General features: G+C 41.6%; 19 protein-coding genes. 5 read left to right on the forward strand and 14 right to left on the reverse strand.

Translation table 11 applies throughout. The features are described from left to right. Positions 1-56: 56 nt before the first annotated feature. On the reverse strand, positions 57-1,973 hold the full coding sequence (locus MORIYA_RS12975) for an MOSC N-terminal beta barrel domain-containing protein (protein WP_112715796.1): 1,917 nt from the start codon (positions 1,971-1,973) through the stop codon (positions 57-59). 47 nt (positions 1,974-2,020) lie between these two features. Further along, on the reverse strand, positions 2,021-2,665 hold the full coding sequence (locus MORIYA_RS12980; protein WP_112715798.1) for a lysoplasmalogenase: 645 nt from the start codon (positions 2,663-2,665) through the stop codon (positions 2,021-2,023). Between the two features lie 209 nt (positions 2,666-2,874). On the opposite strand from MORIYA_RS12980, the gene MORIYA_RS20945 reads away from it, so the two are divergent. Then, positions 2,875-3,021: a hypothetical protein gene (locus MORIYA_RS20945; protein WP_174216931.1), complete on the forward strand. Its 147-nt coding sequence runs from the start codon at positions 2,875-2,877 to the stop codon at positions 3,019-3,021. A 35-nt stretch (positions 3,022-3,056) separates the two neighbouring features. On the opposite strand, the gene MORIYA_RS12985 is transcribed toward MORIYA_RS20945, so the two are convergent. After that, the gene (locus MORIYA_RS12985) at positions 3,057-4,679 is read right to left on the reverse strand and encodes a hybrid sensor histidine kinase/response regulator (protein WP_112715800.1); all 1,623 of its coding nucleotides are present in this window, start codon (positions 4,677-4,679) and stop codon (positions 3,057-3,059) included. A 274-nt stretch (positions 4,680-4,953) separates the two neighbouring features. On the opposite strand from MORIYA_RS12985, the gene MORIYA_RS12990 reads away from it, so the two are divergent. Both MORIYA_RS12990 and MORIYA_RS12995 read left to right on the forward strand, forming a co-directional pair. Continuing rightward, positions 4,954-6,336, forward strand: a complete 1,383-nt coding sequence (locus tag MORIYA_RS12990; RefSeq protein ID WP_112715802.1) for a DEAD/DEAH box helicase — start codon at positions 4,954-4,956, stop codon at positions 6,334-6,336. A 120-nt stretch (positions 6,337-6,456) separates the two neighbouring features. Next, positions 6,457-7,368 (forward strand): DUF808 domain-containing protein, encoded by a 912-nt coding sequence (locus tag MORIYA_RS12995; RefSeq protein WP_112715804.1) that lies wholly within the window; start codon positions 6,457-6,459, stop codon positions 7,366-7,368. A 96-nt stretch (positions 7,369-7,464) separates the two neighbouring features. Here the strand turns inward: MORIYA_RS12995 and MORIYA_RS13000 are convergent, their stop codons facing one another. From MORIYA_RS13000 to MORIYA_RS13030, 7 genes are all read right to left on the reverse strand, one after another. Then, entirely contained in the window at positions 7,465-8,001 is a 537-nt protein-coding gene (locus MORIYA_RS13000; protein ID WP_112715806.1) for a YaeQ family protein, read from the reverse strand. A gap of 158 nt (positions 8,002-8,159) precedes the next feature. Further along, the gene (torA, locus tag MORIYA_RS13005; protein ID WP_112715808.1) at positions 8,160-10,673 is read right to left on the reverse strand and encodes a trimethylamine-N-oxide reductase TorA; all 2,514 of its coding nucleotides are present in this window, start codon (positions 10,671-10,673) and stop codon (positions 8,160-8,162) included. Between the two features lie 13 nt (positions 10,674-10,686). After that, the gene (gene torC / locus MORIYA_RS13010; RefSeq protein ID WP_112715810.1) at positions 10,687-11,880 is read right to left on the reverse strand and encodes a pentaheme c-type cytochrome TorC; all 1,194 of its coding nucleotides are present in this window, start codon (positions 11,878-11,880) and stop codon (positions 10,687-10,689) included. Positions 11,881-11,916: 36 nt separating this feature from the next. Beyond that, positions 11,917-12,084 (reverse strand): periplasmic nitrate reductase, NapE protein, encoded by a 168-nt coding sequence (locus MORIYA_RS13015; RefSeq protein WP_006032731.1) that lies wholly within the window; start codon positions 12,082-12,084, stop codon positions 11,917-11,919. Between the two features lie 338 nt (positions 12,085-12,422). Then, the gene (gene msrQ, locus MORIYA_RS13020; RefSeq protein WP_112715812.1) at positions 12,423-13,049 is read right to left on the reverse strand and encodes a protein-methionine-sulfoxide reductase heme-binding subunit MsrQ; all 627 of its coding nucleotides are present in this window, start codon (positions 13,047-13,049) and stop codon (positions 12,423-12,425) included. 2 nt (positions 13,050-13,051) lie between these two features. Next, positions 13,052-14,074 (reverse strand): protein-methionine-sulfoxide reductase catalytic subunit MsrP, encoded by a 1,023-nt coding sequence (gene msrP, locus MORIYA_RS13025; protein ID WP_112715814.1) that lies wholly within the window; start codon positions 14,072-14,074, stop codon positions 13,052-13,054. A 202-nt stretch (positions 14,075-14,276) separates the two neighbouring features. Next, positions 14,277-16,226: a DNA topoisomerase III gene (locus MORIYA_RS13030; protein ID WP_112715816.1), complete on the reverse strand. Its 1,950-nt coding sequence runs from the start codon at positions 16,224-16,226 to the stop codon at positions 14,277-14,279. Positions 16,227-16,491: 265 nt separating this feature from the next. On the opposite strand from MORIYA_RS13030, the gene MORIYA_RS13035 reads away from it, so the two are divergent. Together MORIYA_RS13035 and MORIYA_RS13040 are read left to right on the forward strand one after the other, a co-directional pair. Beyond that, a complete protein-coding gene (locus MORIYA_RS13035; RefSeq protein ID WP_112715818.1) occupies positions 16,492-18,996 on the forward strand; it encodes an Agd3-related carbohydrate deacetylase in 2,505 nt (834 codons plus the stop codon). A 3-nt stretch (positions 18,997-18,999) separates the two neighbouring features. Next, complete coding sequence (locus MORIYA_RS13040) at positions 19,000-20,013, forward strand: endo alpha-1,4 polygalactosaminidase (RefSeq protein ID WP_112715820.1); 1,014 nt, start codon at positions 19,000-19,002, stop codon at positions 20,011-20,013. On the opposite strand, the gene pelG is transcribed toward MORIYA_RS13040, so the two are convergent. Genes pelG through MORIYA_RS13060 form a run of 4 tightly spaced genes read right to left on the reverse strand, consistent with a single transcriptional unit; the run spans position 20,008 to position 25,138 of the window. Continuing rightward, positions 20,008-21,378, reverse strand: coding sequence for an exopolysaccharide Pel transporter PelG (gene pelG / locus MORIYA_RS13045; RefSeq protein WP_112715822.1), 1,371 nt, complete (start codon positions 21,376-21,378; stop codon positions 20,008-20,010). The genes MORIYA_RS13040 and pelG overlap by 6 nt on opposite strands. After that, a complete protein-coding gene (gene pelF / locus MORIYA_RS13050; RefSeq protein WP_112715824.1) occupies positions 21,359-22,873 on the reverse strand; it encodes a GT4 family glycosyltransferase PelF in 1,515 nt (504 codons plus the stop codon). The genes pelG and pelF overlap by 20 nt, the downstream gene beginning before the upstream one ends. After that, on the reverse strand, positions 22,870-23,838 hold the full coding sequence (locus MORIYA_RS13055; RefSeq protein ID WP_112715826.1) for a HEAT repeat domain-containing protein: 969 nt from the start codon (positions 23,836-23,838) through the stop codon (positions 22,870-22,872). The genes pelF and MORIYA_RS13055 overlap by 4 nt, the downstream gene beginning before the upstream one ends. After that, positions 23,801-25,138, reverse strand: coding sequence for a PelD GGDEF domain-containing protein (locus tag MORIYA_RS13060; RefSeq protein ID WP_112715828.1), 1,338 nt, complete (start codon positions 25,136-25,138; stop codon positions 23,801-23,803). Before MORIYA_RS13060 ends, MORIYA_RS13055 begins: the two co-directional genes overlap by 38 nt. Positions 25,139-25,145 lie beyond the last annotated feature (7 nt).

The raw sequence follows: 25,145 nt of genomic DNA on the forward strand, positions 1-25,145 counted from the left end.
GTACTCATATTTAAAACTATTATCTAAAACTAAGCACTCCCAATACAACAGCATCATTATGCGCTAATCACCACATCCGTTTGTGGAATGCAGCTACACGCTAATATCTGCTTCGCCTTTTTACCATCATCCGTCAATGCATGGTCGGCAAGCACGCGCACTTCACCCGACTCTAACGTCACCCGGCAAGCGCCACAATAACCAGCACGGCAGTTATAGGGAATGTTGACACCATTTTTTTCAGCTTGTTCTAATAACGTGGTTTTGTTATCACCAACAAAACTGGTATCCCAACTCTCCAATAAGATATTCACTGGCTTACCCGGGGTATCAGAATGTTTATGATCGCCAAAACTCTCTTGGAACTGCTGGTCAGCAGGCACATTCAATGCCGTGAGTGCAGTCGCCATTGTCGTCATAAAGGCTTCTGGGCCACAAACATACGCAGAGCGGTCACTTATATCACGCACTACATCAGCCAGCATTTGCTGATCAATACGTCCTCTTAAACCACTCCAATCGCTGTGGGTACTTTCAGCCGTCAGAGTCAGTATCAAGCGCATATTGGTATGTTGACGAGTCAGTAACTGTAACTCATCAAGGGCAATCAAATCCGCGGCGGTTTTAGCACTGTAGAAGAACACAATGTCTTTATCACATTCAGTATCCGCATAATAACGCGCCATCGATAACATCGGGGTGATGCCACTCCCGGCCGACAGCAGTAATAACTTTTGCGTTGTGGCCGTAAACGCATGGAAAGCGCCACGTGGTGATGACGCCCCTAAACGACTGCCAACCGTTAAATTATCATTCAACCAATTTGATGCTTTACCATCAGGGACGCGTTTTACCGTGATAGCTAATAGGTCCGGTCTGCTTGGTGAAGATGACAAGGTATAGTTGCGCATCACCAGATCCTGACCAATTTTTAAATTAAGGGTAATAAATTGACCAGGTTTATAATTTAATAGCGCGGCGGGTTCGACACGAAAGCGAAAGGTTTTAGTATCTGGCGTTTCATCCATAACCGCGACACAACATAGCTGTCGGGTTTCACCTTTACCCCATAAGGTTTTAGCTTGTTGCACCGCAGGGTGCTTCACTATAGCTTTGGATGCAGACACCACGGATTTCTGTTTAGGACGATGGTCGGCATAAAACTTCGGCTGGTGATACTCCAATACTTCGATACGGTCGCCAAGCTTAATCTCGGCCGTATTATGACTAATTAAATTTTGCCCGAAATTAATCCGACCATCGTTATCTTTACGGAATAAATTTAATGTTTTAAGTGGTTCTTTATCGTCAGAAAAACGGGTTTGACCAGGACTCAAGGTTGTAAAGATACAGCGTTCACAAGCTTTGACTAATTCAAATTCAGCATCACCAATTTTGATCCGTTTCCAAGTGTCCTCAGCAAAAGGCGCACAACCCGTTACGACCAAGTTAGTCCGAAATTGACGCATGTCTATTGCTCGCGTGGTACTGCGGTTTAGTTCATCGAGGGAGGCTTGCGAGATTAATAACAGCGGGTAACCATCAGCAAAACCGACCTGTTTATCCACATTAGCAACTTGCCGAAACGATTTTTCGCCAAAATAAAGTAACTGGCAGTCAACACCTAAAAACTTAGTTAACCATCGATTCATGTCATCACCGCAGCGTTGCCCTTGAATCGCCGTTCCCCAAACAGTGACATCCGTATAATCTTGTTGCAACTCTTTAAAGATGAACGCAATCGGTGGCATGCGTGGCGCTGAAAGCATCATACCTTGTGCAGAAATTTCAATCTTGATAGTCGATATTTTAGGTTGAGTTCGACCGGTAATAAATTGTCCTTGCATGTCACTAATAATAAAGCGGCGATCATGCTCTAAGCCCATTTCACTGACTTGAGAATGCGTTAAGTTAATTGCTTTTGCCGATTTTAATGGATAAATAGCAAGTGCTGATAATTTTATTTTAGCCACGAATTAATTCCCTTACTGTAACGACGTTAACACCTTCAAATAACTGCTCATATAACTGAAAGCGCAATAAAATACTGAGCAAGATAATAGCTTACAATAATAACGCCATAAGCACTATGGAACTGTTTTTTAAATCTATCGAATGCCAGGGTCGCATCTGAACACAAAAATACGAGCGCACCAATAAAAGCATAAAGACTGGCGGTACTATCCAAGCTAAAGTAACGCTCGCCACTGATCCACGCCATGATCACGATGATACTCATGTACACAAAAACAGGCGCTTTCATTGCCGCTAACGATGGCCATAGTATGGTTAAATACAGCATTGCGATGATGGTTAAGGGCAAGATAAGCGCCCAAGAATAACTCAGCTCAAGGTCCATCGAGAAAGCGAGCATATAAGCAAGGTGGGCAACTAAAAAACTCAATAAACCGGGGATAAATCTATCTTTGGGTAACATAAGAAAAATATCGCCCAAGGTTGAGAGCAATAAACCCAGTAAGATCAGCCAGACATAATCATTAAGTTCAGGCGCTAGAGACCAACACAGCGCGGTGATCGCAAGTGTCGTGACGGGCTTGAATACATAGAATAACCATTTTCGGTCTTGGTAAGCACCATACAGATGCAGTAGTGCACACACAGAAATAATCACAGTGCTCATCATTAACGTCGTTGTAAGTTCCATTTAGACTCTGCCATTGTATCGAATAAATACTCGATTCTGAGTCATTCCCATCATCACATACAAGCATTAAAGTGCGATATATGTGCGCGGGTTAACACTTACAAACATAACAACCTGTAATATTACTAAAATGGTAGACAGAAATTAGCGAACTAGTCTAATTTATTCACTCATAAACCTTCGCCTAAACATTTATGGAGATTATCATCATGGAACAGCAACAAGCATTACACAATCATCTTATCGCGATTGAAATGTATATTTGCCATTTAGGTAAAACATTTGAAGAAGCTTGTGAAGAACTCGATCTTGATATTACGGATCAGCTAGCCCTGAAAAGCATGATGGTGGCATAAATAAGCTGTCAGTCACTGAACATACCTGGATAACGCTATTCTTCTGAACCGGTTTTAATTTTTTTATTGATCGGTAATACTACATCGGAGAGCGGCATTTCAAAACCGAGTACACGTACAGTCTCGTCAATTAAGGCTTGTTTGGATATCGGTTTATTAATACAGCCTTGCATCTCTGCATGTTTGCACTTCACTAAATCAAACTTAACAGTATCTTCAGCCAGTGCAATGATGGGGGTGTTATTATTATCACTGCTACCAGAACGCAGTACTTTCGAGGTCGCTATTCCATCCGTCCCCGGTATCTGCATATACATAATATCAAACTTATACTTCGAAATAAGTTCGAGTGCTTCTAAACCTGTATTTGCGGTAAATACCTGCATGTGTAGTTGCATCATTGTTTGCTGAAAGACAATCTGATTAATCTTATTATCCTCAACCAGTAATACTTTTAATCCTGCTAATTTATCAACCGCGAGATCGTTGCTGCCGACAATATGCTGGGTTCGTAATTGATAAGCACGAGGTAATCTTAAATTTATTTTAAACTGTGCACCGTCGCCTAATGTGCTATCGACTTGTAAACACCCTTGCATCAGATTAATGAGTCGTGAACAAGTTGGTAAGCTTAACCCCCCGCTTGGCAAATTATTTGATTTATGATGATAAGCCTGTTGCTTGCTATCAAATAAATCCGCCAGTTTAGTCGCCGGTATACCGATACCGGTATCACTGATAGTAAATACCAGTTCCGTCATTTCATCCAGATCATACGTGCCATCAACATTTGTACAATCAACATTAAGCTCAACAAATCCTCTATCCGTAAATTTCAACGCATTGGCAACTAAATTTACTAATACTTGCTGAAGACGAACCGGATCACCAATATAGAAACGATGCAAATTTTCGTTATAATTCAAGCTAAAGCGTACGCGTAAGTTATGACTGATTAATGGCCGAAGCGAGGTATAAACTTGATCAAGTATGGCTAACAAGTCAAAACGTACTTTTCCTAACTCTAAATTACCTGACTCTATTTTAGCATAATCAGCAACATCGTTAAGCACCATCTGCATATGATTGGCTGAGTGTTTCATTAATTTCAGATATTCCATCGACTTCATGCCTTGCGGCATTTCACACAATAACTCTGCAGTGCCCAAAATACTATTCATTGGAGTACGAATGTCATTCGTTAAGCTCTCGACAAACTGCTGTTTTGACTTAGCTAAAAGCAATTTATTCACCTTAGGTTCAGTCATGGTTTGCAGCTGCGAATTTAATAAATCTACCATCCCATCTAACTCAATATAAGGCGAACTAAACGGTTCATAATGACGGCCATTATGCATCGTTACCGCTTGGCATTTTTGTTGCAGAACCGCCAACGGCTGAGAAACTAATTTTTGTAGTACGACCTTGGAGATAACCAGTGCGACAAGTAATAGCGGTAATACTACAAGCAGTATATTGATTTTAAGCGTGGTCAATAACTCAGCGTGTAATGGTGCGGCTTGTTGACTCAGCACTTCAATCGTAATAAATATGCCGGCAATAACAGCTGCTAGCATAACAAGCAGTAGCGTTCGTATTTTGTTAAATAACGAAGATTGTAAAATGACTTTGCCTGAATCAACCTTGTTTGCCCGCATAGCATATATCCTTCTATTTCCTATTTAATAAATTTAGCCAATATTGTCAAAACTGCTGCAATAACTCCTATTTTTTTGCTAATAGCAAATTTGTAATGCGCTTTAAAAGGGGATAATCATTTATTTCTGCGAGCATGTTCCGTTTATGCTGTACAATAGTCGCTAGTGACTAGAAAATAGGCTTGGAATTTGAGCTGTGCTCCTATATAGTTCTCGCCCCTAAATAATTTCTAGCAATTATTTTTATTCTATTTTAATTTAAGAGGTAGCTTCTTTGCGCTTTCAAGATTTCGGTATCGATCCACGTTTAATCAGTTCAATCGAGCATTTAGGATTTGAACAAGCAACAGAGGTGCAGGAAGCAGCTATCCCACTTATTTTAGGTGGCTGTGACATCATGGCTACATCGCAAACGGGTAGTGGTAAAACCATTGCTTATTGTCTGCCAATATTACAGCGTATGTTAAAGCAACGTCGTTTCGAACACCGTGCAGTACGTGCAGTGATCTTAGCGCCAACGCGTGAGCTTGCAATCCAAGTACATGCAAACATGAAGCATTTAGGCATGAGCCTGGATTATCAAATCCAATTGATTATTGGTCGTGAATCATTTCAGCACCAAGAAAAATTACTGCGTAAAAACCCAGAAGTATTAATTGCGACACCAGGCCGTCTGCTTGATCATATCCGTGAAAAATCAATTTCACTGGAGCACTTAGAATTCTTAGTGCTGGATGAAGCTGACCGTATGTTAGACATGGGTTTCCGTGATGACGTATCCGCTATTTCAAACAGCGCGCCAAACGTAAAACGTCAAACGATGTTGTTCTCGGCAACACTCGAGCACGTTGATGTCGCTAATATTTGTAACCAAGTATTACGTGCACCTGAACGTATCGAGATTAACCGCTCGAACGATCAACACGAGAAAATTGAGCAACGTCTATTTTTCTCTGACAACCTAACGCACAAAGAAGAACAGTTAATCCATCTGGTTAAAACTGAAGACTATCGCCAACTGCTTATCTTCACCGCAACAAAGTTAGATACAGAACGTCTGGCCAAACTATTAATGGATAACGATATCGATGCCACTTCAATTCACGGTGACATGTTACAAAATCAACGTAAGCGTACATTGGAAAATTTCCGTCGTGGACGTGTTGGAGTATTAGTAGCAACAGACGTTGCCGCGCGTGGTCTTGATATTCGTACATTAAGCCATGTGATCAACTTTGATTTACCGATTAACCCTGAAGACTTTATCCACCGTACTGGTCGTACTGGTCGTGCAGGCGCAACCGGTATTGCAATCTCACTCGTAAGTCCAAAAGATTGGACTTCATTTGGCAAAATCCAAAGCTACTTAAAAGTTAAACTGCCTTGCACTATGTTAGAAGGTTTTGAAGCTAAATTTAAAGGCTTTAAACCAAAACCAGCGAAGAAACGTTTACCAGTAAGTAATAAAGGTCGTCCGGCTAAACTGGCGCGTAAAGGTGATAAAAACGCACCGCAACAAAAGCAGAATACGGCACCGAAACAAGATAAGAAACAAGGGATTCGCGATTCAATGGCAAGTGCCGTGGATGGTGGTTTCGCTCCGATGAAGAGAAAGCCAAGAGCTGAAATCATCGACGATGGTCACGAAGAAGATTAATCCTAAAAACCTGCTCCCGAGCAGGTTTTTTTATTTATACTGGTTGTCTTTTTTGGTTATCCAGTTTTATAAGGCTTGTTATGAAACTGATTAACCAATTTAGCTCATAGGAGAGCAACCATGGCAGGATTAAGTTTAATCGCCCTACTCGATGATATTGCGTCAGTACTGGATGATGTTGCACTGATGACCAAAGTCGCCGCAAAGAAGACGGCCGCCGTGTTAGGTGATGATCTCGCACTTAATGCACAACAAGTGTCAGGCGTGAGTGCTGACCGTGAACTCCCCGTGGTTTGGAAAGTGGCTAAAGGTTCTTTTAAAAACAAAGCGATCTTAGTACCTTCCGCCCTACTCATAAGCGCTATTGCACCTTGGTTAATTACCCCATTATTACTTATCGGTGGCTTGTTTTTATGCTTTGAAGGTGCCGAGAAACTCCATCATGCTAAATCCACCTCCGATCATGAAGAGCACAGCGATGATGATGCATTAGCGGGACTATCCATTGAAGAGTTTGAAGATAAGAAAGTCAAAGGCGCAATTAGAACAGACTTCATTTTGTCTGCCGAGATTATTGTTATTGCCTTGGGCACAGTACAAATACAACCCTTAACAACCCAGTTTACCGTGGTGAGTTTAATCGCCATATTAATGACGGTCGGTGTTTATGGTCTTGTTGCCGCTATCGTCAAAATAGATGATGTCGGTTTATATCTCGTTAATAACAGTCAAGTAAAAAGTATCAAATACCACCTCGGTAATGCCCTACTGACTTTCGCGCCAAAACTGATGCGCTCATTAGTGGTAATCGGGACAATTGCAATGTTTCTTGTTGGCGGCAGTATTGTCATTCACAGTATTCCAGGATCTCTCAATGTGATTCACACACTACTGGCTATGTTACCTGATGCATTGACACATACTGCGATTGTCGCGGGAGTCATGCCCGTGTTGATGAATGGCTTAGTGGGGTTACTGGCAGGTTTTATTGTGTTGATGGTAGTGACGGGTATACAAAAACTAAGAAACTAACTGCATAAACAGCATGAGTAACGATATTGAGGACACCAACATACATCAGTGTCATTGTCGTTACTCATCGTTAATATACGTATTAAACGTTAAAGCCTAACACCAAACTTCAGGTTTTATCGCAATACTCATGTCGCCAGATAGCACTTGAATATCACCGTCTTGGATCATCAATTGTAATTCCATATTACGGCTATATAGCTGTGCCATTTGGTCTGCAGTTTCATCATTAATAAATTGAATGGATAAGTTATCTGCGCTATATTTTAGCTTCTTAAACCATATTGCTGCACTGCGATCGCCATAGGTATAAATCGTCGCTTTCTGTGCTTGGTTGCTGGCTTTTTTCAGCCGTTTTTCTGATGGCTGACCTAAATCAATCCAATGCTCAATCACACCAATATCAGATTTAAACCAGATATCCGGTTCTTCGTCTTCACCTAAGCCCTTAGTAAAGCTTAAACGCGCTTCAGCATCAACATTCAGCATCCAAGCAAGTAGACGTAACATCAGACGGTTATCCGTCTCGGATGGATGCTGAGCCAGCGTCAAGGGAATATCATTAAGGTAAACATGATTATCAAGATCAACGATTGATACTTTTGCTTTTAAAATTGTTGCTGTTAATGCCATGGAAGTCACTAATAAAGGGAATATGACAGGCATGATACACCAGTCTTTAGAGCAAGAAAGCGTAAGCCAAAAAAAAAGCCTAATAATCGCCGCTGCTTGCACAACCTGCCGACTATTAGGCTTACTCAAACCATGTTAATTAATGTTTTACCACCGCATTAAACGATTTCGATTGGACCACCAAATGCATTAACGGCCGGTGCTTTACCTTTGAATTTCTCAAACTCTACCTGACAAGTATTGGCCGAGGTTGCTTGCGCCAGTTCAGAAGTACCCACATCCATGGTTAAATTGTTTGGATCGCCGTAAGTACACAGTGAACCGATGCTTTCATCTTCAGGGCTATACCAAGCACCCTCTTCAATACGGATCACATCCACCGGATAGTTATCATCAATGACCGCACCCGCGAGTAACTGACCACGGTCGTTAAATACGCGCACGATATCACCGTCTTTAATGCCACGTTTCTTCGCATCTGCCGAATTCATGTAAACGGGCTCACGACCTTGCACTGTGTATGTGGCACGGAACGCTTCTGATTCACACATTTGTGAATGCAGGCGTTTGTCTGGGTGACAAGATTGCATCCACACCGGGAATTTATCCGACAATGGACCACCATGTGAACGTTCGTCTTTCTCGAACCACATTGGGTGACCTTTACAGTACTCATAACCAAAACGAGCGATCTTACGGCTGTAAATCTCAATGAAACCAGATGGCGTGCCCAGCGCATTCACTTCAGGATCTTCACGGAAGTCGGCGTGGCGCGTCCAGTTTTCACCGTCACCAAAGTGGAAGTAACCTTCTTTCCAGAATTCGTGGAAGTCAGGCATATCCCATTTACCCGCATTGGCATCTTTAGATTCATTATACAGCTGCTCTAACCACTGCACTTCACTCTTACCTTGGGTATAGTCTTTACTCTTGCCCCAACGTTTCGTTAGTTCAGTAAATATCTCAAAGTCGGTTTTAGATTGGAACAGTGGGTCGACGAGTTTCTTCATACCCAACAAACCTTTGGCGCGGTATGAGCCATAGATATCGAGATCGTTACGTTCGTACTGCGTACAAGCCGGTAACACGATATCAGAGAAACGACACGTTGCTGTCCAATTGTAATCAATCGCGATCACCGTTTCCAGTTTCTGGAATGCGGCTTTCATCTTGTTACGATCTTGATGACGGTGCCAAGGATTACAACCCGTGAATATCATCATGCGAATATCAGGAAAAGTAATTTTCGAACCATTGGCCTCGATCACTTTACCCGGGTTTAGCAAGGCATCAACAAAACGCGCGACCGGTAAGGTACTGCTTGCACCTCTAAAATCTTTACTTTCGTGACGAATTGGCTTGCTTGAATCAGGGTTACGTGGGAATGCACCCGCGCCAACTGCACCTGAGCTAGGCACACCAATCGAGCTATAGTGATGGCCATAACTGATACCGCCACCAGGCAGACCGATTTGACCGATCATGGTCGCTAATACCGCGCCCATCCAATAAGGTTGTTCACCGTGTTGCTGACGTTGAATTGACCAGCCAAATAATAATTGGGTACGACCATTGGTGATCAAACGAGCAAAGTCACGGATGTAATCCGCTGGCACACCACAAATTGCACTTGCCCATTCCGGGGTTTTCTCTACTTTGTCTTCAGTTTCACCTTGCACGTATTGCAAGAACTTATCGAAACCAAGTGCATAAGTATCAATGAATTTCTGATCATGCAGATCTTCTTTTACCATCGTATGGGCGACAGCAAGCATGAAGGGTACATCAGTGTGTGGATTGATGTAACAGTGTTCATTGCCTAAGAAGTTTTGCGTTTTGTTCTTCACTGGATCAACACTGATCACTCGAATTTTGTTCTGTGCAACTTTGTCTTTTAGCTCATCCATGTACTGCATGGCATCATGGGTTTCACAGTTCCAACCTACTTGGAGGTTTTTCACTGGATCCGTTGCCCATAAAATAATGGTTTTACTGTTATCTAAGATCAACGGCCATGATGTGCCCGGCGCATATACTTCTGTCGAACCAAGTACATAAGGTAGAATAGTTTGACCAGCACCGGTTGAGTAATCGCCCACGTCTTTTACTGAGCTACCGTGCATGGCGATGGCACGTGCCATGTGGCTACCACAGCTGTGCAGTTGACCCGTAGCACGCCAACCGTTAGCACCAGTATGCAGACCTGATGGACCATAGGTATTTTGTACACGCTCTAACTCTTCGTAGAACATGTCTAATGCTTGATCCCAAGTAACACGGATGAAACGATTATCACCACGCTGTGAGGTATCACTCTTCTCACGCTTTAAATACCAATCTAAACGTACCATAGGGTAACGTACGCGTGATGGGCTATAGATAATACCTTCAATACCTTTGAGCATATCAGTTGGATGTTTATCTAATTCAAAGGCTTTAATTTCGGTCACTTTACCGCCATGGATCTTGGCACGGAACGCACCCCAGTGCGACCCCGTTAATTTCCATTCAGCACGCTCAGCCATTGTCGTGGCGTTAGCCATTTTTGGCACTAATAAGCTAGGACCAATAACCGCGACTGCAGATGTCGCCATCACGCCCTTTAAAAAGGCGCGACGACTGACCGATACATTGTCATTATTAGACTTTTTGTCTCTATTAAACATAGTCATAGTTCTCTTTGAATTAGTGAGCATCGTTGCTGTAATCAGATGAATGATTTTGTAAGTACTTCAAGATAACGTCATGTGTATCGCCATCTAAGTTTACAAAACCTTGCATGCCGGCAAACATACCAACCCACGTATTAGCATCGAAATGAGCTTCTGCTGGTTGGGTATGACAAACACTACAGGTTGTTTGGTAAGCGTCTTTCGCATAATCCCAAATATTTTGTAGATTTTCTTCATAACCTTTTTTATCCACCCATAATGTGAACGTTACTTGTTCCCACGGTAGGCCAGTTAAATCGTCTTCTTTCTTATCACCACGAATGAATAGTGATTCATCTTGTGATGCTTCTTTTGATAATGTTGCTTGCACAATATTTTTAGCAAAATCAAAATACAGTACGCGACCGTAACCTTTGGCTTTATGCCACGTCACTAATTCAACTTGCAGACGTTTACCTGATTCAGCGATCACTTTAAACTTAGTCGCAGGTGTTAGTACACCCAGATACTCAGGTTCTTTGGCATCTTTATAAAGTGGCGTTTGTACCAGCGAGTAGTACTCTTTACCAATTTCAAATGAGTGACCTTCTAGGTTTCTCGCCATTTTACCCAGTTCACTGATTGCAGACGTATCCATTTCTGGAAGCTGATGGGCAATACCTTTATGACAATCTAGGCAAGATTGATCACGCTCTGCCGCTCTACGCATTTGTACTTGCGCACGTTCAGACATTTTAGTGAAATCCATGCTTTTATAGTCATGACAATTACGACATTCGAGTGACCCATTGGCTTTGAATCGAGCCCATTCGTTTTGCGCTAGATGTAAACGCTTAGATTCGAATTTCTCTTTGGTATTAACAGTACCCAGTAACCAACCAAAGACGTCTTTACTGGCACGGGCTTTCGCGGCCATTTTGTCAGACCAATTGTGTGGTACGTGACAATCAGGGCAAGTCGCACGCACACCACTACGGTTTGACCAGTGGATCGTACTTTGAATTTCTTTATAGTTATTTTCTTTCATACTGTGGCAAGAAATACAAAATGCTTCGGTATTTGTTGCTTCTAACGCAGTATTGAAACCACCCCAGAAAATGATACCAGCAAGGAAAGCACCACAAGTAATAATACCTAAAGAGATATGCTTGCTCGGTTTGTTAAACACACGCCAAGAGCGCGCGATCATGGAAAATAATTTTTTCATTTGAGTGTTACCTGAATAGAATGTAATTGGTTAAATTTATGAATGACCAGGCAGGCCAAAAAGAATGTTACTCATCCACATAATAAAGCCATAACCAAATACACTAACGGTGGCTAGGATTGGAAATAAAAATACGGTTAAGAAGAGAAATAACTTCCACTCACCTTTTTTTTCTGCACCTGTACTGCTTGTCTGTTGTTTCATTTTAATTCCTGCAACAATGATGATCTACAAAATACGGGGTAATTATAGCGTTTAGAACAGTGTAAAGTAAGGTCACGAAGAAAAAACTGTAACAGATCAAAGAAAACTTAATTCTAAAAATGCTTTATAAAACAACGCTAAATTGCGTCAACTTGTATAAAATAACCATGAGGATGTGACAACTTATGAAAGGGTTACGTCTAATTGCGTCAACTTGTGTCAATTGATCGCTAATGATCTCATCACATAATCATTAACCTGTACTTCTCTCTCGCATAAGGCAGTGATATACCCCCTACATTAGTTTAAAAACGCCAAAATATCTATGAACTGGGAGATTATGTTTTCTTAAAAAAACAGTAAATATTGCTTAGTAACTTTATCACTACTTTCCTTCTTTGTGACAACAAGAACACCACTAATAGAGCGTATATAATAGGTTCGATCCAGCCTGATTTGACTGAAAGATAGTAATGAACAGGGGTTAAAATAGCGGCGAGATAAATGAAATTGTGTAATTTCTGCCAATTTCGTTTCATTTTACGATGCACCCACATTGGCGAGGTTAACGCTAATAACAGTAAAATTATAAACGCGATCATGCCGAGCCAAATATACGGTCTTTTTACTAATTCTTTAAGTAGTAAAGCAATATCCCAGCCCAAATCGAGCCAAGCAAACGCCACTAAATGCAAACTTGCATAAAAGAAACAATATAAGCCAACAACACGGCGCGTCGAAATTAATAAGCCTTCTTTATAACGCTTTGCTAAAGGTGAAATCACCAAGGTGGCGAGTAATAAATTTAACGCGCCTTTACCTAAAAAGTGGATCACGGCTTGCACAGGGTCGCCACCCAGCGCATCAGCATCAATGGCTAACCCTAAATATACTAATGGCATAATGGCCAGTACATGAATATAGGCCTTAAGGTAAGGCAACCGTTTATAGGTTAGCATTGGCATAATTAAATGTACCTTTTCAAATCCATACCACGATACAGGTCAGCGACTTCTTCAGCGTAACCATTAAAAGGTAATGTTTTTATGCGTTTAGAACTGAAAATACTGCCACTACCGATGCGACGTTCCGATGCTTGACTCCAACGCGGGTGATCGACTGCAGGATTAACATTGGCATAAAATCCATATTCACGAGCAGCCAGACGATTCCACGTCGTTGGTGGCTCTTTTTCTAACAAGTGAATTTTAACGATTGATTTGATGCCTTTAAAACCATACTTCCACGGCACAACCAAGCGGATAGGCGCACCATTTTGCGGCGCTAGCGTTTTACCAAACGTACCCACAGACAACATAGTTAACGGATGCATCGCTTCATCCATACGTAGACCTTCGACATAGGGCCAATCCAGACTGCCACCTAAATAAGAAGACGCTTGACCCGGCATTTGTTTCGGATCGTATAAGGTTTCAAAGGCGACATATTTGGCTTTCGAGGTGGGATTGGCTTTTTTAATAATTTCAGCTAACGAGAAGCCTGTCCACGGGATCACCATCGACCATGCTTCCACACAACGCATCCGGTAAATACGCTCTTCCAGATCCGCAATCTGGAATAAGTCGTCGTAGCCTAAGGTAATTTCTTTTTCTACCGCGCCAGTGATGGTGAGCGTCCACGGTTCAACCTTAAAGTTCTGAGCATTTTTTTGTGGGTCAGTTTTCGCCGTACCAAACTCATAAAAATTATTATGTGAGAGTACTTTTCTCTCTGGTGTCCAGATCTCACCATTGGCGTGATCTTTACTGCCAATTAATGTCAATGGCGATTGCACAAAGGCGTTCTTGCTGGCTTTGTTCTTATCACCAGAAAAAATATCAAAGATACTGGCTTGCGCTGGACTTGCTGCAGCTAAACCCACACCGACTAGGCCTAATTGCTTGAGGAATTGTCGGCGTTGCTGATAAACTGGTTCCGCAATAACATCATTTTCACTTGCTTGAGATTTGTTTTTACACTTAATAATCATTCCGTTACCTGCTTAGTTAACTTCCCATATAGTAATCATGGCCTATTTAAGAAAATTGTTCATCACAGAATTATCACAATCTCGGCACAAACAGATACCCAAGCGACTTCAAGATGTACAATCAGCAAACCAAAGGTGAGAATATTCAAGGCATAACGTCGTTTGAGGCGTTATCAATGTCATGCCCGAGCTCATTTTGCTGTTATGACTTTTTATAACTGCGCTTTTTCGCTGACTTTTTCTTAAATCGGCCACCCGCAGGTTTACCGCTCGAAAGACCACGTAAACCATCAGGCAGTGTCGCTTTCGCCTGTTCGATCATGCCTGATAACTGTTGCAATAAACCGTCCATGAAATGCTGATAACTGGCTTCTTTTTTACTGATACCATCAAGTACCGATTCCCACTGCGCCGTCATATCCGGTAAGGTCGCTGACTCTGGTAAGGCATTAATCAAGCCTTTACCCGCGTCCGTGGCTAAGATCAGTTTGTTATTACGCACCAGGAAGTTACGTCTAAACAACAGTTCAATAATGCCCGCACGCGTGGCTTCAGTGCCGAGCCCATCAGTATCTTTCAAGATCTTACGGATCTCACTGTCTTTGACATACCGGGAGATCCCGGTCATCGCCGCAAGTAAAGTGGCATCACTAAAATGTTTCGGTGGTTGAGTTTGTTTTTCAATGCATTCAGCATGTTGACACAATACCTGGTCGCCTTTTTTAATGGTCGGTAATTGCGCGGCTAATTCTTTCTCAGCTTCAGTTTGCTTGGCATTACTGGCGGCGGATTTAGGAAATAATATTTTCCAGCCTTGTTTTAAGGTCATTTTTGCTTTGGCAACAAACAAACCACCAACGATAGTTATTTCTGCAACTGTGTCGGCGTATTCATAGGGCGGGTAAAATTGACACAAATATTGCCTTGCGACTAATTCATAAATGTTTTTTTCACTGCTGTTAAGACGCTCTACACTGCTGATTTTTTCAGTCGGTACGATGGCATGGTGGGCCTCAACCTTGCTGTCATTCCAGGCTTTGCTACGTAAACTTTGATCGGAATTTACCGCTGCTTGCTGCAATGATGCACTGGTTTTAGCGATCGCGTTAATCACCCCACCACGATGATTGTAATGTTCCTTGGGTAAATAACGGCTATCTGAACGCGGATAAGTAATGAGTTTATGGCGTTCGTATAAGGCTTGGCAAGTATCTAATACTTGCTGTGCACTCATACCAAAACGTTTCGCACCATCAATTTGCAGTGAAGATAGGTTATATGGCAGTGGCGCAGCTTGTTGTTTATTTTTCTTTTCCAACTTAGTCACTTCGCCCGTTTGACCCTGGACGCGACTGACTACATTCTCAGCCAGTTTTTTGACCAGAACCCGACCATCTTCATCCATATACGGACGACAAGCGTCACTCGGTTTCCACTTGGCGGTGAACATCTCTTGCTGCTGGGTTTGTAAATGCGCCAACACTTCATAAAAAGGTTTACTGACAAAGTTGGCGATCTCGATATCACGTCTCACCACTAAACCCAAAATAGGGGTTTGTACGCGCCCTACTGATAATACCCCTTGGTAACCCACTTTTTGACCTTGCAAAGTATAAGCGCGAGTCATGTTCATGCCATATAACCAATCGGCACGTGAGCGCGCTAATGCCGACACTGATAAAGGAATAAAGTCACTGTTAGGTTGCAGATTATTCAGCGCTTTTTTCACTGCCGCGGGGTTGAGATCGCTGATCAATAAACGTTGGGTGGTATTTTTCTTTTTCGCGGGTGTTTTAAGAAATTCAATCACCTCATCCACCAGCAATTGCCCTTCACGATCAGGATCGCCAGCATGCACAAGACTGGTGGCTTTTTTTACCAGTCCTCTTAATACGGTCAGTTGTTTACTGGTATTGGGTTTTTTCTTCAGTTGCCAGGTTTCAGGCACGATCGGCAGGTGCTCTAAACGCCATTTTTTAAACGCGTCATCATAGGCATCCGGTTCTGCTTGTTCGAGCAAATGGCCAATACACCAAGACACCACATCACCGTTACCAACTTCAATATAACCTTGATGTTTCTTGTGTGGTTTCGGTAATACCTCGGCAATAGCACGGCCAAGGCTAGGTTTTTCGGCAATATAAAGTTTCATGATGTGAATAATTATGGACTGTATGAATAAACAGTTAATGTAGCGAATTTTGCTATCTAAGTCTATGGGGACGCTAGGTAATAGAAAAAATATGCAGACACGAAACCTTACAATCATAGATGATAAAATATTAAAATACCACAAACGGCATTTTACACTACTAATTTTCATGTCTACACTTAAAAATGTTATTTCAAACGTAAAGATCAACACTTAATAACGCCTTCTACAGTCATCTATTTTTAAACATTAACGGAGTAACATTATGCTACTAAGTAAGGTGCGAACCACGATACCAAGCAAAATTAACTTGTTATCAATTATGTTCTTACTATTACTGTTCGCGGCCAGTGCCAGCGCCACACCAATTGTACAATTGAAACTACTGATCATTACCACTGGATCGGCCGAGCAAGATCAAGGGCTTGATTTAATCGATGATATGCTCGATGAAATGGGTGTGCCCTACGATGTCCTCGATGCAACGCAGACAACACTAACAACCGATTTGTTAGTGACAAATAGTCAGGGCAACTACAACGGCATTATTTTAACCGATAGCTCGTTATATAATTGGGGGAGTGGCAGTGTCAATGGCTCTGCATTTACATTAGACGAATGGAAAATATTACACGCTTACGAACGCGACTATCAGGTACGCGAATCGGTATTATCAGGCTACCCGATGTCAGGAGAATATTTCCGCGTCACTTATGATTTAGATTATGGTATGGATATGACCTCTATGTCCGCTGGTTTTTCCTTTACCGGGGTTTGGCAACTCGCTAATAACAATGATATATTTGAATACGTCAATAAGACCAATAACCTCCAAATTACCGATTACACCATAGCTACACATCCAAACTTTGATCCAGATGGTCCCGTTGTCACCCCGCTACTCACCGATAAAACATCAGGTAAGATCATGATATCGACGCTGGTATATGCTGACGGCCGCCAAGTGTTATTTTCAAGTATCACCAATGCCAAGTATTTGCTTTATTCACAAGTATTAAACTACGAATTTTTAAATTTTGCCACACAGGGGGTATTTATTGGTTCTAGGTATATTTACCTTGCCGCCCACATCGATGATGTATTCATCCATGATGAACTGTGGAACCCAGCAACAAATACCACCACAGGCGAGAAACGTTACCGTAATAGTGCCCACGATATCGACAATATCGTCAGGGAAAATAGCAAGTTTATGGATCAATACACCAACTTAAAGAATTTCAAGCTCGACCTCGCCTTCAATGGTGTCGGTGCAGCCCAAGCATCACCAAGCCCTGTTAGCTTGATTTCGACAACAGCACTGTCGATTAACTCGGTAGACCAAGATAGCAATCAAACTGGCGGTAATAAAATCAATGTCGGTACATCGTCATCGATGCGAGAACATGGACTATTACAATTCGAATTGCCGGATGAGATCAGCAATAATGCGGCAATTGCAACACTAAAATTAACCACCAAGAAAGTAAAAGGTGGTACCGAAGAAAGTACCGGTAGCATCTGCCTAATGATAGAAACATGGACCAATGAAGCAACATGGAATGCAAGAAATGCAGCGAATGCTTGGTTATCATCAGGCGGCTCTTTCGACCCCAATTATTGCATTGTTTATACCGTTAACAGAAATCGAATTAACCTTAATATTACCAGCTTAATTAATCACTGGAGAACCACGAATTTACCTACATTTGACTTACTTATTATGGCTGACAGTGGCACCCTCATTAAAGTATTTACCAGCGAGGAAAAGAAAGAAAGTAAACATCCTAACTTAAAAATCAGCTTCGCCGCTAATGAGCCACTAACAGATGCGATCGTGACCAATAGAAACGAATTTCGATTTTTAAACCATACCTTTACGCACCGGGATATGTATAAAAGTTCAGGGGCAACTTATGATATTGCGTTTCAAGAAATTAATGACAATATCGAAGTTTGGCAACGGTTAGGGTTTCCAGAATTCACCACCGCGACTCAAACCCTGGTGACAGGTAATAATTCCGGCTTAGAGGATTCAGAGGGGTCCAACCAAGCATCATCGATATTTGTTGATTACCCTGAAGGTCATAACCCGGCATTATTTGATAGTATGATGGACCTCGGTATTCGTTATATGGCATCAGATATATCCCGTCCAAATCAAGATATTCCTTCTTATGTCCCAGAGACAGATATTTTACTACTGCCGCGTTATCCAACCTCTTTATTTTATAACGTCACTACACCAGAGGAGTTAACAGACGAATATAATTATATCTTCTATGAGCGCCACATTGATGCGGGTGATAACCCCTGCACAATTTCGGGTGCTATTTGTCAACCACGCAACTACAGCGAGATCTTGGCGGCCGAAGCACAAACAACCTTCAGACATATGCTGACCTTCCGCCCTTGGCCACATTACTTCCATGCAACTAATCTACACGATTATGGTAACGGAGATACCCTGCAATATGATTGGTTATATGCAGTAACAGATTACTTTAATCAGTTACTTAACTTACCGATCATAAATATGGATTATTACAGCATAGGTGTGATGGTCGAAGAAAAGTTAGCCGCACAAAAAGCAAACCTGCGAGGCACTTGGGATCGTAATAATAATACCGTCTCTTTAATCGCCGATGACGCCATCAAAGGCAGAATAACAGGGATTGCAGGCGGTGATTTTTACGGTGGACAACATCTCATCACGACCGATATCGATAATCTCGGCCGAACCTTTATTGTTGATCAAGCTAATGAGTAAACCATGAAAAACTTTCTTCTATATCTGCTAGCGGCCTTAATGCTGATCGGCTTTGGTAGCGGTTCCTGTGATGGTAAGCCAGCAGATAAGCCTCACGGTCCAAAAATACCAGCGAGCAAACCGGATAAGAGTCAAAAAGCGCCTGAGCCCGTGCCTGAACCCGTGCCTGAACCCGTGCCTGAACCCGTGCCTGAACCCGAACCAGAGCCCGTGCCCGAACCAGAGCCTGTGCCCGAACCAGAGCCCGTGCCCGAACCAGAGCCTGTGCCCGAACCCGAACCCGATCTTCCATCATGGTATCAACCAGCGGTCATGTCCACTTGGCAATGGCAGTTACAAGGTAGTATTAATACTAGTTATGATGTTGATATTTATGATATTGATTTGTTTGATACCAGTATGCAGCAGATCGCAGAACTACACAGTCAAAACAAAAGGGTCATTTGCTATTTCTCTGCAGGCACCTACGAAGATTGGCGTGATGATGCTAGCCTATTCACCTCAGCAGATCTCGGCAACCCACTTGATGAATGGGAGGGTGAACGCTGGATCGATGTTCGCTCTGACAATGTCCGAAATATTATGAAAGAACGACTAATCTTAGCACAGAATAAAGGCTGTGATGGTGTTGAGCCAGACAATGTCGATGGCTATACTAACAATCCAGGCCTTGATTTCAACGCCGTAGATCAACTTGACTATAACATCTGGATGGCAAACGAAGCCCACCGACAAGCATTATCTGTCGGTCTTAAAAATGATTTAGACCAAGTCAACGATCTGGTAGCACATTATGATTTTGCTGTTAATGAGCAATGCTTTCAATATAACGAATGCGCAATGCTCAGCCCTTTCATCGACGCCGGAAAACCTGTTTTCAATGCTGAATATAAGAAAATATATAGAGTGGATCCAGATGCGCGTGATAAATTATGCTTAGATGCCAACAATATGCAATTTAGCACCTTAATATTGCGTCTTGCGCTTGATGATAGTTATAGAGAGAGTTGTTTATGAACGCTGTAACATAAAGGTTTGATATTCTAAGTCAGCAAATTGTTTATCTAATACAATAAAACCAATGACAGTGGTTAACAGCATGGTCAATGTAAAGCCATAACCATAAAATAGCGGTCCTAATTCTATACTTATGTGAGCCAAAATAAAATTACTCAACGCCATAAACACAGTTAATGCCAAGGCGGCATAACGTTTATCAAGGTAATACATAATATTTAGGATCGCCATGACTAATACTTGAAAGCTAACCCCAATCAGGTCCACATAAAGTAAATGTAGATAAGCCAAATTAATATTCAGAGCAATAAGGATATCTTCAGCCCAGAGCACTAACAGAACAAGCGTCATGCCCTGTACTTTAAATATTTCATAAATACTGTGCCGACATGCCAATACCATTTTATCTTTTAATCGATAAATATCGCTTAACGTGCCCCCATCCCGCACCGCATCATAAAAATTCAAACACGCTTGTGAAAAATCAGTTTCCATTCGCATAATAAACACGGCCATGCCAGGCACAATCGCTAGGTAAGCAATAAAAATGGGCAAGTCATAAATATAAGACGCATTAAAAATACTAAATACTTTATGTGATGTTTCTTCTCGACTCCAAAATACAAATTTATCTAGCCATACCCCTAAATTATAAAAGAAACCACAAAATAGTAGTGAATAAAATACCTTGCCAGGTTGTAAAAAATCAAATGAAATTAATTGCTTGGCTGGATAATTCCGCACTATATGATAAAGAAAAATAAATGTCAGTAATGCCTGGCATAACGTGAAAATACTAATTAACCCCATCAAGCCATAAGCAGGAACCGTCATACATAACCCAATCATCAAGCCATAACACATTAGCATCGTCATAAATACACGGTAATACTCTTTGGTACCGCTCAATAAAATCAGTATAAGCCACTGGTTGCAAAGAATAATAAAGGCTGAAAATATAATAACTTTAGTTAGCGGATTAATCTCTGAGGCCATCGCTAAAAAAGCGCCAGCAAGCACTGCAGACAATAACGTCATCACTAACATAGCACCTAATAAATTAGGAATAATACGATTTTCTTGCTTAAGGTAAATCAAATCAGAAATGAAACGCGTCAACAACAATTGAAACAAACCACTCGTAATCAACGATCCCGCCATTAAATAGGTGACCAGTATCAAAAATTGCCTGAGCACATAAGATTGAAACTCGCCCAAACTCACAATACCAATCATCAATAATGCCAAAATAGATAATACCCAAGGACCTGAACTGATCAAACCGGCGAGGCCATAGGCTTCAACAATAGATAACAACGTCTTTTTTTTCAGTATTTTTCTTAACTCAAAGCCGATACCCGCCATCAACAGCTCCTCTATATAAGCGTCGGTACGAATCATACATCAACGTCTGATCATAATATTTTGCCACCCTTATTTTACCGATATCACCCGTTTTTCGCCATATATCTGCATCTGAGAGTAAATTAACGATCGCATTAGTGCCCTCTGAAGGGTTCGCGATTGGAATTATTGCACCACACGAACCCAAACTCGCATCTTCACCTGCAACACCATCAAGGATCTCACGACAAGCACCTACTTCAGTCGCAATACAAGGGATACCTGATGCCATGGCTTCAAGCAACACCAGAGGTTGCGCTTCACTAATCGATGTCAGCATCATAATGCCAAGCTCTGGCATTATCTCAGCAACATCTTGACTGCCTAACATTTTAACTTTACCTTCCAAACCTAAACTTTCAATTAATAGTTGACACTCACGGGCATAAGCTTCATTCTCTTCCGCCGGACCAATAATCCAACCTTCAATAGTAGGGATTTTTTTGGCGGTTCCACAGATAGTACGTATAAACGTTTTAATATCTTTAATTGGTACTACCCGACCAACTAAACCAACAACCATAGGCGGAGAGCTGGGACGGCGAACATAGGCCTTGGCAAAACGTTCCATATCAATACCATTGGCAATTACTTGCGTTTTATCATTATCCGCACCATCTTCATGTTGCCGCTGTCGGTTCCCTTCAAACAGAGCAACAATACGATCGGCTTGATGATAGGCAGACACCCCAAGCTGTTCAAAAAAACGGATCCAGGTTTGTCTGATGGTATCCATATCCTTGTGCATACTGACATCAATCAAGTTATGTTTATCTTTGATCCAGCTGGCTTGTGATAAATCTATTTTTCGTTCTTTCGTATAAATACCATGCTCAGTAAGCAAAAATGGACGGCTACTTTTCTGGCGACAGAGTGCACCTAAAAACCCTGCGTATCCTGTTGATACACTGTGATAAACCAGCGCATTAGGCAATGACTGAGAAATACTTGCTAACACAAATAGGGGCTGATAAATATTACGATAAGTCCAAAAATAATCGACAAAAGATTGGTTCGCATCCTGCTGGAAATAATTTTTGGTAAGCACTTCCCATGATGCGCGACTATTAAGAAAATCGGTCAAAGTTAATCTGTTTTTTTGGCCGATAAAATCAGCGATATTACTTAATAATTCACTCGGTATCGGTTCTCTAGTTTGATCAAAAAAAGATAAAAAATGCTGCCATGATTGAAATAGATTGAATGAGCCAGCTCTTGGTTTTGGCATCACTTTATCTTCAGCTGCTAATAAATAATGCATTTCAAAACCGACAACATTATCGGGCAGTTCATATGCAGGTTCGTCATATAACTCTGGAGAACTGCCCAGAAAAATAATATGAAAAGAGAATTCAGGTAACCCCTTAATGATCTGATGCATCCAGGTTGATACCCCACCACGTACATAAGGATAAGTACCTTCCAACAATAAACAAATATCAACCTCTTTGGTCATAGCCAATACTCCTTTTGTTGCTGTAACCGGCCTTTTTCTGATGCAGGTAATTGCGCCATGTAATATTTGGTTAACTCATAATTTCCAAGTTCAAAACTTGCCTCTGCTAAATAAGGGATAACTTGTTCTTTTAATAAACCCGCATCAAATGCTTGAGTTAAATATATCAGCGCTTGTTTCGGATCTGATTGCGCCAACATAATACGACCAAGTAACAAATTGCTTGCTGCATTTTCAACAAGTTGATTAGAACGCATAAGATAAATAGAGGCTTGTTCGAGGTAATGTGCGCACAACACACTTTCAGCTAAACCGAGGTAACATAACTCCCAGTATTGCTGAGCAATATTAAATGCGATGCCAGGCTCTTGATAATGTGTGAATTGAGCCTTTAGCAATGAAATCGAAAGATTAATTTTAGCTTCTATCGTTTCTAATGACGAATAAGAAAATAATCGTACATCGTCTGATAAATCTTTTAACGCCAATTGTAACAGCGGTATAGCCTGCTGCTGAGGTAAATGACAAACCGCATTCACCGCTTGTAACCGCCGACCAGGATCGAGATCATGCGTTAATATTTCACGTAATCCGCCAATACTGGTTCGCGAAGGCCGAAACTCATCAGATTCCTTCACGAGTGAGGGCCGCTCACATTCAACCCAGGTTACCGTTGCGGTGGTATTTAATCGATATAAGCCCAACAACAATGAAAATATCCCGCCGATCATGCCAAACATCGGGATACAAAACGAAAAACAAAATAGAAATAAACAAGTATGCAATATCGGAAACTTATAACGATGTGGTAACAGTAACCATGTCCCACACGTAAAAATAATGCTCGCAGCGCCATGCACAGCGAAATAATAGGCCCAGTTAAACCACGAAAAATCAGCACCAAGTAAGATATGAAAACTAAATAACTCAACTGTTAGCACAACTAGGAACAAGCATGCGATCATTATTTGGCCCCCATATTTTAATTATGCTATCAATACCATGCTTACCGTCATCAAAAGAAAAAGGGCCAATAATATCAATATCATTACAGTGTTCGCCTAAGGCATTAAATAATATTTGTTGCATTCGGATAATATATTGCTGGCTATCAGTGGCCGTTGTTAATGGTAACAATACCATCAAGCATAATGCTTGATTGGGCGGTTGATATGTCCAGTAGACGTCGCTACCTCGACGGTGATTTGTCAATGCCTGGAGTTCGTGCTGGTTGCTCCCCGTGCGATCATGAAAAATAATTAAACTACTATCGAGAGCATATTCGCGACTATTGTAATGTGCTCGTTGCACATAACGCATAAATAACTCATCTTGATGCGCCGCTAATACCGGTGTTAATAACTCATCACTTAATAAATCTGCCGCATTATCCGCAATAAGAGACAGCAGCACGACATTAGCAGGGGTTAATAAAAAGAATTTAACACTCTCAGCTAATACCACTGCCTGCAATACGCCAGCTGTATCGACCAGCGGAATACATAACTGATAGCATGACTCATGCTGAGCATGAAATGTAACCGGTGACAGTAGTTTTTTGCTCGCCAGCATATCTTGTAACATGCAATCATTAATATTAAGCGTATGGCTATCGCCTAATACGGCATCAGGTTGCGTCTCAACTTCATTGTTCGTCACCTTATAAATACCAGCAACATGTATGCCGCCAACATGGGCGAACAATGCTAACAACGGCTCGCCAATATGCGCGAGACGTCGCTCGCTATATTGTAGGGCAATACGCTGCAATGAATTTATTTCCGCGCGCAGACTAGCCGGCTGTCCCGCGTTACGTAACTCCAATTGATCATGGGACACTTTAAGCAGATGATAATTTTTAGTAAAACTAGTCAATTGCTGCAGCATATGTTTATGCTCAATCCCATATTTATCAATGCTACGCTGCCAGTGGTCTCGAAATTCCCCAGCGATCATGACAGCAAAAAAAGTACCGATAATTAACGAAAAAGGAAATAATGGCAACATGCCACCGTCTTTCATTATCGATACTAATACTGCTGTCATACTAAGTGTACAGATGAAACCTTTAGCAAACCCGTAGCGCAATGCAATAAGGAGTGGTCCTAATAGCGGCCAAAAAAAATGATTCGCCTCCACCCCTACTGGTAATGAATAAAAATAGAGCCAACTCGTTGCAGAAATAGCCGTGATAATAATAATTTCTATCCAAACAAAGTTATCACCTTGAAAAGGTTTTATAAAAATATCCAGTAATTTATGCATAGGCAAG

This window comes from Moritella yayanosii (assembly GCF_900465055.1).
Lineage (GTDB): Bacteria > Pseudomonadota > Gammaproteobacteria > Enterobacterales > Moritellaceae > Moritella > Moritella yayanosii.

What these genes read in the sequence shown, in the direction of transcription:
- MORIYA_RS12980 (WP_112715798.1), bottom strand. Translation starts at nt 2,665, where the DNA reads ATGGAACTTACAACGACGTTAATGATGAGCACTGTGATTATTTCTGTG.
- MORIYA_RS20945 (WP_174216931.1), top strand. Translation starts at nt 2,875, where the DNA reads ATGGAACAGCAACAAGCATTACACAATCATCTTATCGCGATTGAAATG.
- MORIYA_RS12985 (WP_112715800.1), bottom strand. Translation starts at nt 4,679, where the DNA reads ATGCGGGCAAACAAGGTTGATTCAGGCAAAGTCATTTTACAATCTTCG.
- MORIYA_RS12995 (WP_112715804.1), top strand. Translation starts at nt 6,457, where the DNA reads ATGGCAGGATTAAGTTTAATCGCCCTACTCGATGATATTGCGTCAGTA.
- MORIYA_RS13000 (WP_112715806.1), bottom strand. Translation starts at nt 8,001, where the DNA reads ATGGCATTAACAGCAACAATTTTAAAAGCAAAAGTATCAATCGTTGAT.
- torA (WP_112715808.1), bottom strand. Translation starts at nt 10,673, where the DNA reads ATGACTATGTTTAATAGAGACAAAAAGTCTAATAATGACAATGTATCG.
- torC (WP_112715810.1), bottom strand. Translation starts at nt 11,880, where the DNA reads ATGAAAAAATTATTTTCCATGATCGCGCGCTCTTGGCGTGTGTTTAAC.
- MORIYA_RS13015 (WP_006032731.1), bottom strand. Translation starts at nt 12,084, where the DNA reads ATGAAACAACAGACAAGCAGTACAGGTGCAGAAAAAAAAGGTGAGTGG.
- msrQ (WP_112715812.1), bottom strand. Translation starts at nt 13,049, where the DNA reads ATGCCAATGCTAACCTATAAACGGTTGCCTTACCTTAAGGCCTATATT.
- msrP (WP_112715814.1), bottom strand. Translation starts at nt 14,074, where the DNA reads ATGATTATTAAGTGTAAAAACAAATCTCAAGCAAGTGAAAATGATGTT.
- MORIYA_RS13030 (WP_112715816.1), bottom strand. Translation starts at nt 16,226, where the DNA reads ATGAAACTTTATATTGCCGAAAAACCTAGCCTTGGCCGTGCTATTGCC.
- MORIYA_RS13035 (WP_112715818.1), top strand. Translation starts at nt 16,492, where the DNA reads ATGCTACTAAGTAAGGTGCGAACCACGATACCAAGCAAAATTAACTTG.
- MORIYA_RS13040 (WP_112715820.1), top strand. Translation starts at nt 19,000, where the DNA reads ATGAAAAACTTTCTTCTATATCTGCTAGCGGCCTTAATGCTGATCGGC.
- pelG (WP_112715822.1), bottom strand. Translation starts at nt 21,378, where the DNA reads ATGGCGGGTATCGGCTTTGAGTTAAGAAAAATACTGAAAAAAAAGACG.
- pelF (WP_112715824.1), bottom strand. Translation starts at nt 22,873, where the DNA reads ATGACCAAAGAGGTTGATATTTGTTTATTGTTGGAAGGTACTTATCCT.
- MORIYA_RS13055 (WP_112715826.1), bottom strand. Translation starts at nt 23,838, where the DNA reads ATGATCGCATGCTTGTTCCTAGTTGTGCTAACAGTTGAGTTATTTAGT.
- MORIYA_RS13060 (WP_112715828.1), bottom strand. Translation starts at nt 25,138, where the DNA reads ATGCATAAATTACTGGATATTTTTATAAAACCTTTTCAAGGTGATAAC.